This window comes from Stenotrophomonas sp. YJH_SMC_106-19, from assembly GCF_059368375.1.
This window is the reverse complement of the sequence record NZ_JCAFRQ010000007.1, coordinates 111,310-123,826: the sequence shown is the minus strand read 5'-3', so window position 1 is coordinate 123,826 and position 12,517 is coordinate 111,310. Positions and strand designations below refer to the sequence as shown.

Sequence of the window (12,517 nt, the reverse complement as noted above, 5' to 3'; positions counted from 1 at the left end):
GTCAGTGGCCCGGCTGCGGCGCCGGCTGCTGCGGCGCGTTGCCGAAATCCACCGCCGGTGCGTTGGAGATCTGCGCTTCGTTGTCTACGGTGAAGTTCGGCTTGGTCTTGTAGCCGAACAGCTTGGCGGTGATCACCTGCGGGAACGAGCGGATGTAGGTGTTGTAGTCCTGCACCTGCTGGATGTAGCGGCCACGGGCGACGGTGATGCGGTTCTCGGTGCCTTCCAGCTGGGCCTGCAGGTCACGGAAGTTCTGGTCGGACTTGAGCACCGGGTAGTTCTCGGTGACGACCAGCAGGCGCGACAGCGCGCTACCCAGTTCGCCCTGGGCCTGCTGGAACTGCCTGAGCGAGGCTTCGTCATCGGCGTTGACGTTGATCTGGCCGACACGCGAGCGGGCGTTGGTGACTTCGGTCAGCACGCGCTCTTCCTGGCTGGCGAAGCCCTTCACGGTCTGCACCAGGTTGGGCACCAGGTCGGCGCGGCGCTTGTACTGGTTGAGCACTTCGGCCCAGCTGGCCTTGACCGCTTCATCCTTCTGCTGGATCGCGTTGTAGCCGCAGCCGGACAGCAGGGAGGCCAGCAGCATCAGGGGCAGGACACGGGTGAACAGGCGCATGGCGGAGGTTCCGGGTGGGCTTGGCGCCGAGCATGCCATGGTTCGGGTGAAAGACCGGCCATCGGGCGCCGCCCCCTCCGCGGTGGCCATGCTCAGGGATCGCCTGAGTAGTCCGGGCGGGTGGGCATGGCGGGGGACGCCGTGAATCCGTCCCGGGAGGCTTATCCGCGCCATCCATGGCGCGGATACCCCCGCCACGCCCACCCGCCCGGCCTCATACGGTTTCCTGCGCACCGCGGGAAGATCAAAAGAAAAAAATCAAAAGCAGAAGCCGGTTCTTCAGGCATTCGTGTCGACCAAGGTCGACACCTACCAGAGAGGAACGCCGTTGCGACAGATCGCGGGAATGGGCCGGGCCCCGCAGGGGTACTTACAGCGTCCCCCTCAACCGGACCCACCCCACCAACCCACGGAATGCAGGCTTTTGCCGTTGACGTTGACGTTGATCCGGCGGGTGCAGGGCTGCAAGCCCTGCCGGAATCCAACACCCCTCAGCAGGCTTCGGCCACCGCAGTGCGGGGACGCCCCAGCCACGCCAGCAGCAGGCCCGATGCCGCCAGCAGGCCACCGGCCACCGGAATCGCGGCGTAGCCCAGGCCCGAGCTGATCACCGCACCGCCGAGCGCCGCACCCACGGCATTGCCGAGGTTGAACGCGCCCACGTTGATCGACGACGCCAGGCCCGGCGCCTCGGTGGCCGCTTCCATCACCCGGATCTGCAGCGGCGGTACGATGGCGAAGGTCGCCGCGCCGAACAGCAGCACACCCAACGCCGCGGTCACGGGATTCATGAAGGCCAGCGGCAGCACGAACATCAACACGGCCAGCGCCGCCAGCAGGATCCGCGTGGCGCCATCCAGCGACCAGTCGGCCATGCGCCCGCCGATGCCATTGCCGACGGTGAAACCAATACCGATCAGCGCCAGTGACATCGCGATGAAGGCATTGGAGGCGCCGGTCAGTTCGGTCAGCACCGGTGCCACATAGGTGTACAGGGTGAACATGGCACCGGCACCCAGCACGGTGGTGGCCATCGCCAGCAGTACCTGCGGCTGCAGGATCGCCTTCAGTTCGCGGCGCACGTCCGGGCGCGGACCCGGCGCGGAAGCCGGCAGCGCCAGGCCCAGCGCGGTGATCGCCACCACGCCCAGCACTGCGGTGCCGGCGAAGGACAGGCGCCAGCCCAGCTGCTGGCCGGCCCAGGTTGCCAGCGGCACGCCACCGATGTTGGCGATGGTCAGGCCCATGAACATGGTGGCCACGGCGGCGGCCTGCTTTTCCTTCGGCACCAGGCTGGCGGCGACCACGGCGCCGATGCCGAAGAAGGCACCGTGGTTGAGGCTGGTGACCAGGCGCGACAGCAGCAGCAGGCCATAGTTCGGCGCCAGTGCCGACAGCAGGTTGCCGACCACGAAGATCGACATCAGCAGCATCAGCGCGGTGCGCTTGCCGAACCGCCCCATCAGCAGCGTCATCACCGGCGCGCCCAGCATCACGCCCATGGCGTAGGCCGTGATCAGCATGCCAGCGGTGGGAATGCCAACCCCTACGCCGTCGGCGATGACCGGCAGCAGGCCCATCGGGGCGAACTCGGTGGTGCCGATGGCGAAGGCGCCGACGGCAAGCGCCAGCAATGCGGCTCTGGACTTCATGGGGGACTTCCTGGGGGCGGGAATCGGGAGCGCGTAGCCTGCGCGCTTTGCCGCACCGGATTAAGCCTCGCCCGGGGAAAACACTGTTGATGCGGGTTCACAAGTGAAGGCGTACGCCGGCATTGCAGGCAAAAGCCCCCGCCGGGCATGGCCCGGCGTTGCCCGAGGCGTGGCGTACCCCGGTAGCGCCGGGCCATGCCCGGCGGACGCGGTAGCCCGCAAAGCAGAACCCCCGGCCGGGCCGGGGGTTCGAGGTCATACGCTTTACCAGTCGCCGGCGCCCGGCACGTGGTGGTCGCGCGCGCGACGGCGCATCAGCAGGTTCAACCATTCCACCAGCACCGAGAAGCCCATCGCGGCGTAGATATACGGCTTGGGCACATGCACGTCGAGGCCGTCCAGGATCAGCACCGCGCCGATCAGCAGGATGAAGGCCAGCGCCAGCATCTTCACCGTCGGGTTGGCGTCGATGAAGCACCCCAGCGGATTGGCCGCCAGCAGCATGACCAGCACAGACAGCAGGATGGCAGCGACCATCACCGGGATGTGGTCGGCGATGCCGACGGCCGTGATCACCGAGTCCAGCGAGAACACGATATCGATGATGGCGATCTGCAGGATGACCATGCCGAACACGCCCGACGCCTTGCTGGTCGCCGGATTCTCGTCTTCGCCACCGGTGATCAGTTCCTTGATCTCCATGTAACCCTTGATGATCAGGAACAGGCCACCCACGATCAGCACCAGGTCGCGGATGGAGATGCCCATGCCGGCCACGGTGAACAGGTTGGCGGACATGTGGGCCAGGTAGGCCAGCGACACCAGCAGTGCGATACGGGTGATGCAGGCCACGGCGATGCCGAGCTTGCGCGCAAAGGGACGGCGCTCTTCCGGCAGCTTGCTGACCGCGATGGAGATGAACACCAGATTGTCGATGCCGAGCACGATTTCCAGCGCGCTCAGGGTGAACAGGGTCACCCAGGCGTTGGGGTCGGCGAGGAACTCAAAGGACATGGAAACTCTTCAAGGCAGTGGGGGAATGGGGGTTCAGCCGTAGCGGCCGGCCAGTGCATGCGGGACCACGACCAGGGCCCAGCACAGCAGTACGTTCATCATCAGCACGAACACGGCGGCCGAACCCATGTCCTTGGCGCGCCCGGCCAGCTCGTGGATCTCGCTGCCGTAGCGCTCGATCACGGCCTCGATGGCGGAGTTGGCCAGTTCCATCGCCAGCACCAGCAGCATCGAGCCGATCAGCAGCGCGCGCTCCACCGGGGTCTGGCCGAGCCAGATCGCCACCGGGGTCAGCAGGACCAGCAGGTAGACCTCCAGCCGGAACGAGGACTCATGCAGCCAGGCAGCCCGCAGGCCCTGCCAGGACCAGCGCGCGGCCTGGAAGATGCGGCGCGGGCCGCGCGGCATGTGGCCGAACTGGTCAGCCACGGGTGGAGCATCCAGCAACGGGGGCGCGGCGCAGCGACCGCTCAGACGCACGGCAGGGAGTCATGGGTGCACAGGGATGGGCAGACAGTCGCCATTTTGCCACAAGGCCGCCGGCCATACTCCGCGCGGCCGGGCCGAATGGCCTGCCGGGGACAAGCGCGGGCCGCGCCCGCCTCCTATGATGTCTCCCTCCTTCCTGCCTGGAGTGCACGATGTCCCACCGCCGTCCCGCTCTGCTGATGCTGGGCCTGCTGACCCTTGCGCCGCTGGCGCTGGCACGCGTTCCCTCGCCGTCGCCCCGCGTTCCCGAGCAGGTCTCCAACGTGGCCTGGGCCGCCGACATGGCCGCCTTCGCCGCCGCCGACAAGGTCGCCCCGCCGCCTCGTGGTGGCATCGAGTTCATCGGCAGTTCGTCGTTCCGGATGTGGGACAGCCTGGCGGCCGATTTCGCCGGCCAGCCGGTGTTCAACCGGGGCTTCGGCGGCTCGGAAGTCCGGGACAGCACCTGGTATGCCGGGCAGATCGTGATCCCGTACGCGCCGTGCAAGGTGTTCCTGTACGCCGGCGACAACGACCTCAACAGCGGCCGCAGCGCCGTGCAGGTGCGCGACGATGTGGTCGCCTTCGTGCAGCGCGTGCATCGCGACCTGCCCAAGACCCGGGTGGAATACGTGTCGATCAAGCCCAGCCCGTCACGGGCGCACCTGATGCCGGCGATCAACGAGGCCAACACGCTGGTCAAGGCGGCGCTGGCCAGGCTGCCCAACACCGGCTTCACCGACATCTACACGCCGATGCTGGGCGCCGACGGCCAGCCTGATCGCGCGCTGTTCCGTGAGGACATGCTGCACATGACGCCCGCCGGATATGCCATCTGGACCCGCGCGCTGGCACCGAAGGTGACCTGCGACTGAGACACTGCGCACGCCGGGCATGGCCCGGCGCTACCCCCGCCATTCCGCGGAATGCCCGCTTCTGATCCGGCAAGAGCCCTCTAGCGGAAGATCACGGTGGCTTCGGTTCCCTGCCCGGGTTCACTGGAGAGGCTGACCTTCCAGCCGAAGCGATCGCACAGCCGGCGCACGATCGACAGGCCCAGTCCGGTGCCCTGCGGGCGACTGGGTTCGGCGCGGTAGAACGGCTCGAACGCGCGCGACAGGGCTTCGGCAGACATGCCGATGCCGGTGTCGCGCACCACCACCCGGTCGTCGCGCACATGCACGTCGATGCGGCCTTCGTCGGTATAGCTGCAGGCGTTGCGCACCAGGTTGCTGACCACCACCTGCAGCACCCGCGGCGGCGCATGCAGATTCACCGGTCCGTCGCTGTGCAGGTGCACCACGACCGGGCGCGTACCCAGCAGTTCGTTGGCGTTGTCCACCTCGTGACGGACGATGTCGTTGACATCGAACAGCTCGACCTGCGGCTCGACATCCGCCTCGCGGGCAAGGATCAGGAAGGCGTCGATCACCGCTTCCATGTCACGCCCGGCACGCTGGATGCGCTGCAGGCTGCGGCGCAGGCGCGGCTGCAGGGAATCATCCCCCAGCGCCATGTCGCTGGCCACGCGGATCACCGTCAACGGCGTGCGCAGTTCATGGCTGGCATCGCGGGTGAAGTTGCGTTCGCGGGCGACATGCGCGCTGACCCGGTTGGCCAGCGAATGCAGGGCCGCGGCGAGCTGCCGGGTCTCGCCCTGCATGTCCGCCGGCAGTTTGTTCGGTTCCAGATCGGCTGCCTCGGGGTGGCCGGGGTCCCAGCGCGACACGCGCCGCGCCAGCCAGTTCACCGGCGATACCAGACGCTTGGAGGCGCGATAGGTGATCCAGCTGGCGCCATACACCGCCAGCAGGGTCAGCAGCACCGGCACGATGCCGAACCAGAACGCCAGCATTTCCGCGCGTGAGCGCAGGAATACCAGATACAGGCGGCCGGCCGGCCGCACATCGACCAGGACCAGCTGGTCATCCGCCGGCAGTTCGTGGAAACCGGGCTCCAGGTCGCGCAGGTTGGCCGGCAGCGACAACGCGGACTGGCCGCTTTCCAGCAGGTAGCCGCGGATGTTCTGCGTATTGGGGGGGGGCTGTGCCGGGGATGCGTCGTGCAGCGTCCAGTAATACGCCGCTTCCTCGCGCAGCGCTGCACCGACCAGGCTGTGCTTGATGACCAGCGACACCAGCCATGCGCCCAGCAGGATGCCCAGGCTGGCCAGCACTGCCTGCAGGATGAAGGCGATACGGATCTTGCGCGGCAGGCCGTGCGGCATTGCGGGGTCCCGGTCAGAGCGCTGCGATTATAGGCAGCGCACCGCGCCGTGGTCGTGCAGGGATGATGACCGCCGACACTGCCGGTCGGTCATCCCCTGCCCTGTTGCCCGTCCGCTACCGCACCGGGCCTGCAGCTGCACCGGCACGGTCCCTGCTCAGGCCATCGGCTGGGCGATGTCGGCAATGCGATAGCCGGCGCTCTGCACGGTATGCAGCAGCGGGCGATCGAACGGCTTGTCGATGATCTTGCGCAGGTTGTACAGATGGCTGCGCAGGGTGTCCGAATCCGGCAACCCGTTGCCCCAGATCTCGCGCTCGATTTCCTGGCGGGTGACAACCCGCGGCGATTCGCGCATCAGAATCGTCAACAGGCGCAGGCCGATCGGCGACAGCTGCAGTTCGGTGCCGGCGCGGGTGGCGCGCATGCTGACCGGATCGAGCACCAGGTCTGCGACCTTGAGCACTTCCGAACCCACCTGGCGGCGTTCGCGGCGGATCAGCGCGCGCAGGCGTGCTTCCAGTTCCTGGATCGCGAACGGCTTGGTCAGGTAGTCATCGGCACCGAAACCCAGGCCGGTGAGCTTGTCGTCCAGCGTATCGCGCGCGGTCAGCATCAGCACCGGCGTCGATTTGCGCGCATCGTTGCGCAGCCGCCGGCAGACTTCGATGCCATCCAGCCGCGGCAGCATCAGGTCCAGCACCACCACGTCATAGCTGTTCTCCGCCGCAAGCCGGTAGCCGTCCAGGCCATCCTGTGCATAGTCGACTTCGAAGCCACGACCTTCCAGGTATTCGCCGATCATCTCGGAGATGTTGCGGTTGTCTTCGACCACCAGCACCAAGCCGGAAGTCTCCTTCGTCTGACGCATGTGATTCCCTCTAACTTCAGCTTTGTGAAACATGCCGGATCGACGGTGGAGGCAATGTGAAGTTCCGTCAAGAGGTCCGATCCGCTGCTCAGAGCAGCGGCTTGAGCAGGGGCCAGACGTTGTCGAGCACCTTCGGCTGGGCCTGGGCGGTGGGGTGCAGGCCGTCGGCCTGCATCATCCCCGGCTGCAGGGCCACCCCCTCCAGCAGGAACGGCAGCAGCGGCACAGCGTAGCGGTCGGCCAGCGCGCGGTAGGCGGCCGCCAGCCGCTGGCGGTACGCCGGGCCGTAATTCGGTGGCACATCGATGCCCAGCAGCAGCACCTTGGCGCCCGCCTTCTGGCTGGCCTGCACCATCTTTTCCAGATTGCCCTGCACCTGCGCCGGGGTCAGCCCGCGCAGGGCGTCGTTGCCCCCCAGAGCGATCACCACCACGTCCGGCTTCTCCTTCGCCAGCAGGCCCGGCAGCCGGGTCAGGGCGCCGGCGGTGGTCTCGCCGCTCATGCTGGCGTTGACGATCCGCGCCGGCGTTTTCGACTGCTGCCTGACCCGCTGCTGCAGCAGGCTGACCCAGCCGGCATCGGCAGGGATATTGTGGGCAGCACTGAGGCTGTCGCCGAGCACCAGGACGGTACCGGCCGGACCTTTGGCACAGGCCAGCCCGGGCAACAGCAGGAACCCTAGCAACAGCACCATCATCATGCCGGCTCGCCGGCTCCATCCCGTCTTGCGCATTGGAGTCTCCTCATCGACAGCCTGTCCCCCCGCAGCGCGCCCGTCGCCATCGCCGTCGACCAGGTCGGCAAATCCGTGCATGGCCCGGAGGGTGAAGTCCACATACTGGACAACATCACTTTGACGGTCCATGAAGGCACCAGCGTGGCCATCGTCGGCGCCTCCGGCTCCGGCAAGACCACCCTGCTCGGCCTGCTCGCCGGGCTGGACCTGCCCAGCCGCGGTCGCATCGCTCTGGCCGGGCACGAACTGTCCAGCCTGGATGAGGAAGCCCGCGCGCAGCTGCGTGCTCGCGAGGTCGGCTTCGTCTTCCAGAGCTTCCACCTGCTGCCGGCGCTGACCGCCGCCGAGAACGTCGCCCTGCCACTGGAGCTGGGCGGGCGCGAGGATCGCGCGCGGGTGGACGCCGTGCTGGACCAGGTCGGGCTGGCCCATCGCGCGCGCCATTACCCACGCCAGCTGTCCGGCGGCGAACAGCAGCGCGTGGCATTGGCGCGTGCCTTCGTCACCCGGCCACGCATCCTGTTCGCCGACGAGCCGACCGGCTCGCTGGACCAGAGCACCGGCCAGCACATCAGCGACCTGCTGTTCGAGCTCAACGCCGGCAGCGGCACCACGCTGGTGCTGGTCACCCACGATCTGCGCCTGGCCCAGCGCTGCCAGCACATCCACCGCATCGACAACGGCCGCCTGCAGGCGGTCGCGCACGAGGCCCGCGCATGAACCTGCTGCGGCATGCGTGGCGCGCGCTGCGCCGCGAAGCCCTGGCCGGCGACCTGCTGACCGTGTTCGCCGCGCTGGTGCTGGGCGTGGCGGTGATGACCGCGGTCGGCACGCTGGTGAACCGGGTCAACCTGGCACTGACCAGCAGCGCTGCGGAGATGCTCGGCGGCGACCTCGGCGTCGCCGGTCGTGACGACCCGCCGGCCGCCTTCGCCGAAGAGGCCAGGCAGCGGGGACTGGCATCCACCCGCATGGCCAGTTTCGGCACCGTGCTGTTCCAGGGCGATGCCAGCCAGATGGCCAGCATCAAGGCGGTACAGGCCGGCTATCCGCTGCGGGGGACGCTGCGGGTACGCAGCACGCCCGGTGGTGCGCTGATCGACGATGCCGGCATGCCGCCGCAGGGCCAGGCCTATGCCGATCCCCGCCTGCTGCAGGCGCTGGGGTTGAAGGCCGGCGATGACCTCGAGTTCGGCGCTGGTACGCTGCGCATCGCCGGCATCATCGAGGCCGAACCGGATGCCGGCGGCGACCTCCTCACGCTGTCGCCGACGTTGCTGGTCAATCGCGCTGATGTCGACGGCACCGGCCTGCTCGGTCCCGGCAGCCGCATCAGCTACCGGCTGATGTTCGCCGGGCCGGCCGACCGGATCGCGGCGTTCCGGCAATGGCTGCAGCCACAGGTGAAGGGCATGCGCCTGCTCAGCGTGGATGACACCCAGCGCGGCGTGCGCCAGGCCTTCGATCTGGCCGGGCGCTTCCTCGGCCTGAGCGCGCTGCTGGCGGTGCTGCTGGCCGGCGTTGCCACCGCGCTGGCCGCCAACCGCTTCGCCCTGCGCCGCATCGACCAGGTGGCGATCCTGCGTTGCCTGGGAGCACGCCAGCGCGACATCCTGCTGGGCCTGGCACTGCAGCTGCTGATGCTGGCCGTTCCGGCCTGCCTGCTCGGCATCGGCTTGGGCATGGCCGCGCAGGAAAGCCTGGTACAGGTGCTGGGCAGCCTGATACCGCAGCGCCTGCCGCTGCCCCAGGCAACACCGGCGCTGACCGGTGCAGGCATCGGCCTGTTGCTGCTGTTCGGCTTCGGCCTGCCGCCGCTGCTGCGCCTGCGCGGCGTGCCGCCGATGCGCGTGCTCAACCGCTCCTTCGCTGCTCTGCCGCCCGCCTCGCTGCTGGCCTACGTCGCCGCCCTGCTGGCCAGCCTGGTGCTGGCCGTGCAGGTGACCGGCGACCTGAAACTGGCCCTGTGGGTGCTGGGTGGCCTGGCCGCTCTCGCCGCAGCGGCGGGCCTGGGCGGCTTCGTGCTGCTGCAGGTGCTGCGCAGCCTGCAGCACCGCCTGCACGGCAACTGGCGGCTGGGATTGGCCGCCCTGACCCGCCGCCGGATGCTGGCGGTGATGCAACTGGTGGGCCTGTCGCTGTCGCTGTGCGCGCTGCTGCTGCTGGCCGTGACCGGGCCGGGGCTGCTGCAGCAGTGGCGCGAGCGCCTGCCGGAGAACACGCCGAACTACTTCCTGATCAACATCCAGCCCGAACAACGCGACGGCGTGCTGGCAGCATTGCGCGCGCTGGGTGCGGCCGATGCCAGCATCGAACCGATGGCCACCGGCCGCCTGATCGCGATCAACGGCAAGCCGCCGGTGCGCGTGGACCAGGCGCAGGACGGCCAGGGGCGGGAAAACGGCCCGCGCGAGGACGACGACGAGAACCGGCCACTGAACTTCAGCTGGCGCAGCACTTTCCCGCCGGCCAATACGCTGCTTGAGGGCCACTTCTGGAAGGCGGACAGCACTGCGCCCGAAGCCTCGGTGGAAACCGGCTGGGCCAAACGCTACGGCGTCTCGACCGGCGACCGTATCGGCATTTCCGTGGGCGAGCAGCAGCGCGAGTTCACCGTGACCAGCGTGCGCAAGGCGGACTGGAACACGTTCCGGCCGAACTTCTTCGTGCTGTTGAATCCGAACGCCGTGGGCGACACCCCGCACAACCTGCTCTCGGCATTCCACCTGCCGGCCGGCCAGGCAGCCGGGCTGGGCGAACTGGTGCGTGCACAGCCGAACCTGTCGCTGCTGGACGTGGATGCGGTGATCTCGCAGGTGCGCGACGTGATGGAACGGGTGGCGCAGGCGGTGCAGCTGGTGATGGTGTTCAGCCTGCTGGCCGGCGTGCTGGTCCTGCTGGCTGCCCTGCAGGCCACGGCCGGCGAGCGCCGCTACGACAGCGCGGTACTGCGCACGCTGGGCGCGACCCGGCGCCAGCTGCGCGGTGCGGTACTGGTCGAGTTCGGGGCACTGGGCACGCTCGCCGCGCTGCTGGCGGTGGGCGCCACGGCCGTGATCGGGCTGGTGGTGTCGCAGAAGGTGTTCGAACTGCCGCTGCTGCCGCCGTGGCCGGGCCTGCTGCTGGGCGGCGTGGTCGGCATCGGGCTGAGCCTGCTGGCGGGCTGGTGGGGCACCCGGCGCATCCTGCATACCCCGCCCGCCCTGGCCCTGCGCGAAGCCTGACGCAGGCGCGCCCCGGAAGGCGTGCCGGGCAAGCCCGGCACCCTTCCTTGCGGTAGATCCACGCCATGCGTGGATCCGGCTGTGGCCTCGAGCATGGCTCGACCCTACTGGGCCTTTTCCACGTACCTGGCGAACACTTCGTCGATCTGCGCGTCCTTCACCTGCTTGCCGTCCTGCAGGTCCTGCGCCTGGGTGAACAGCGGAATGATCATCGCCATCCCATCCAGCTTGGTCTTCAGGTGCACGCCCGGAGCGCGGGTCAGGAAACCGTCCCAGCGCTGGCGGACCTTGGCCCAGTAGCCGGCGGTGGCCTTCCAGTAGTCGCGCGCCGGGGTGAAGTCGATCTCGGTGGTCTTCACGTAGTCGTTGAAGCCGAACTCACGCGCGATCTCCACCTGGCTGCCGTCGGTGTTGCGCTGCACCTTGGTGTTGAACTGCTCGTGGGTCCAGCCGTTCGGGGTCAGGGTGTGGCGGTTGACCACCGCCAGCGCGTTGTAGTCGCTGCGCTTGGTGTACTCACGGCGCGGCAGCGGGCGCCAGCTCAGGTCGCTGGTCCAGCTCGGCACGTTGTTGGTGTAGGTCCATTTGCCGGTGCCGCAGTAGCGCGGTGCATCGCTTACTTCATACACGCACTGGGTCCAGGCGCCCTGGTTCACCGCCGCCGGGATGCTGCGTACCCGCCAGGTCTGGTCGGCACTGAACTCGAAGCGGTTCGGGGCCTCGTAGACCCAGTCCTGGCGCCAGTGCTTGGTGATGTGGCCGCTCTTCTCGTCCAGCAGCAGGTGTTGCAGCACGATGCGCTTCGGGCTGTCCTCGACCACGATGACCATTTCATTGCCGCCGCTGCGCATCGCCGGCGCGCGCTCGTAGCCCGGCTTCAGCAGCACGGTTTCGTCGAAGGCGAAATCCACGGTGTACTCACCCTGCATGGCCAGGATGCTGTCGTGGTCGCGGGCGATGTCGGAGGGCTGCGCGCTGGCCACGCCGCTGCCGGCGAGCAACAGCAGGACGCTGGCTGTCTGGAATTTCATCGGGATCTTCCTTCGGGGTTGCAGGTTCGTTGAGAGGCCATCCGTGGCCGTCGAGCGTTCCATCAGGAACAGATCAGAGGCGGATCAGCGGCAGGTCGCCGGGAATCCGTGGTGCCGGCCGGCGCGCGGCGTCGGCACAGCAGCAGTCGTCGATGGCCAGCTCGCCCTCGGCGCCTTCCAGGCGCGCGATGCGGCGTGCGGTGGCCGCGCCCAGCGCCGACAGCGTCGACAGGCTGGCCGCCAGGGTGCGGCCATCATCGGCGGCATGCAGGCGCAGCGCACACAGGCGCCAACGCTGGCCGCCGAGATGACCGGCCAGGCGCCGCCACAGGCGTTCACCGACACTGCCGTCGCTGTCGTGCTGTGGGCCCGGCGGCAGTGCGGCCACCAACCGGTCCCAGGCCAGGAAGTCGCTGTCCGGCAGCAGGTACAGGCGCCACACGCAGCGGCCACGGCCGTCAAGGAAGCACAGGCTTTCGCGCAGGCCCTCGCTGTCCACGCCCTGGCAGGCATGCACGCGCACCGCCTGGCGCCAGCCGCCAAGCTCGTTGCCGTCGGCGTGGTAGAGACACAACACGGTGCCAAGCGTGGCCAGCTGTGCCGGGGTCGGCCATGCCGCGCGGTGTGGCGCGGCGATGGAGTCATTCCTGCGTGCGGACAATGCTCGGCTCATGAG

The 12,517-nt window shown here is 68.5% G+C and carries 12 protein-coding genes; 3 read left to right on the top strand and 9 right to left on the bottom strand.

The window, feature by feature from the left end; all coding sequences use genetic code 11:
• Nucleotide 1: 1 nt before the first annotated feature.
• The 4 genes from AC5P5M_RS17200 to AC5P5M_RS17185 all read right to left on the bottom strand — a co-directional run bounded on the left by AC5P5M_RS17200 (nucleotide 2) and on the right by AC5P5M_RS17185 (nucleotide 3,714).
• On the bottom strand, nucleotides 2-619 hold the full coding sequence (locus AC5P5M_RS17200; RefSeq protein WP_495206182.1) for a LemA family protein: 618 nt from the start codon (nucleotides 617-619) through the stop codon (nucleotides 2-4).
• A gap of 491 nt (nucleotides 620-1,110) precedes the next feature.
• Nucleotides 1,111-2,271 carry an MFS transporter gene (locus AC5P5M_RS17195; RefSeq protein ID WP_495206181.1) on the bottom strand — a complete coding sequence of 387 codons (1,161 nt, stop codon included), beginning with the start codon at nucleotides 2,269-2,271 and terminating at the stop codon, nucleotides 1,111-1,113.
• Between the two features lie 264 nt (nucleotides 2,272-2,535).
• The gene (locus tag AC5P5M_RS17190) at nucleotides 2,536-3,285 is read right to left on the bottom strand and encodes a TerC family protein (RefSeq protein WP_495206180.1); all 750 of its coding nucleotides are present in this window, start codon (nucleotides 3,283-3,285) and stop codon (nucleotides 2,536-2,538) included.
• 33 nt (nucleotides 3,286-3,318) lie between these two features.
• A complete protein-coding gene (locus AC5P5M_RS17185) occupies nucleotides 3,319-3,714 on the bottom strand; it encodes a diacylglycerol kinase (protein WP_053516413.1) in 396 nt (131 codons plus the stop codon).
• A gap of 212 nt (nucleotides 3,715-3,926) precedes the next feature.
• On the opposite strand from AC5P5M_RS17185, the gene AC5P5M_RS17180 reads away from it, so the two are divergent.
• Nucleotides 3,927-4,628, top strand: coding sequence for an SGNH/GDSL hydrolase family protein (locus AC5P5M_RS17180; protein ID WP_283219241.1), 702 nt, complete (start codon nucleotides 3,927-3,929; stop codon nucleotides 4,626-4,628).
• A gap of 80 nt (nucleotides 4,629-4,708) precedes the next feature.
• Here the strand turns inward: AC5P5M_RS17180 and AC5P5M_RS17175 are convergent, their stop codons facing one another.
• The 3 genes from AC5P5M_RS17175 to AC5P5M_RS17165 all read right to left on the bottom strand — a co-directional run bounded on the left by AC5P5M_RS17175 (nucleotide 4,709) and on the right by AC5P5M_RS17165 (nucleotide 7,583).
• Entirely contained in the window at nucleotides 4,709-5,980 is a 1,272-nt protein-coding gene (locus AC5P5M_RS17175; protein ID WP_053516416.1) for a sensor histidine kinase, read from the bottom strand.
• A gap of 156 nt (nucleotides 5,981-6,136) precedes the next feature.
• Nucleotides 6,137-6,850, bottom strand: a complete 714-nt coding sequence (locus tag AC5P5M_RS17170) for a response regulator transcription factor (RefSeq protein ID WP_002811889.1) — start codon at nucleotides 6,848-6,850, stop codon at nucleotides 6,137-6,139.
• A gap of 88 nt (nucleotides 6,851-6,938) precedes the next feature.
• Nucleotides 6,939-7,583 (bottom strand): arylesterase, encoded by a 645-nt coding sequence (locus AC5P5M_RS17165; RefSeq protein WP_053516417.1) that lies wholly within the window; start codon nucleotides 7,581-7,583, stop codon nucleotides 6,939-6,941.
• Between the two features lie 75 nt (nucleotides 7,584-7,658).
• Here AC5P5M_RS17165 and AC5P5M_RS17160 point away from each other — a divergent pair, with 75 nt between their 5' ends.
• Both AC5P5M_RS17160 and AC5P5M_RS17155 read left to right on the top strand, forming a co-directional pair.
• Nucleotides 7,659-8,306 carry an ABC transporter ATP-binding protein gene (locus AC5P5M_RS17160; protein ID WP_080375229.1) on the top strand — a complete coding sequence of 216 codons (648 nt, stop codon included), beginning with the start codon at nucleotides 7,659-7,661 and terminating at the stop codon, nucleotides 8,304-8,306.
• Nucleotides 8,303-10,810, top strand: coding sequence for an ABC transporter permease (locus AC5P5M_RS17155; protein ID WP_279942602.1), 2,508 nt, complete (start codon nucleotides 8,303-8,305; stop codon nucleotides 10,808-10,810). Before AC5P5M_RS17160 ends, AC5P5M_RS17155 begins: the two co-directional genes overlap by 4 nt.
• Nucleotides 10,811-10,914: 104 nt before the next feature.
• Here AC5P5M_RS17155 and AC5P5M_RS17150 read toward each other — a convergent pair whose 3' ends face one another.
• Nucleotides 10,915-11,841, bottom strand: a complete 927-nt coding sequence (locus AC5P5M_RS17150; RefSeq protein WP_111186299.1) for a DUF6607 family protein — start codon at nucleotides 11,839-11,841, stop codon at nucleotides 10,915-10,917.
• A gap of 73 nt (nucleotides 11,842-11,914) precedes the next feature.
• Nucleotides 11,915-12,514 carry a ChuX/HutX family heme-like substrate-binding protein gene (locus AC5P5M_RS17145; RefSeq protein ID WP_111186300.1) on the bottom strand — a complete coding sequence of 200 codons (600 nt, stop codon included), beginning with the start codon at nucleotides 12,512-12,514 and terminating at the stop codon, nucleotides 11,915-11,917.
• Nucleotides 12,515-12,517 lie beyond the last annotated feature (3 nt).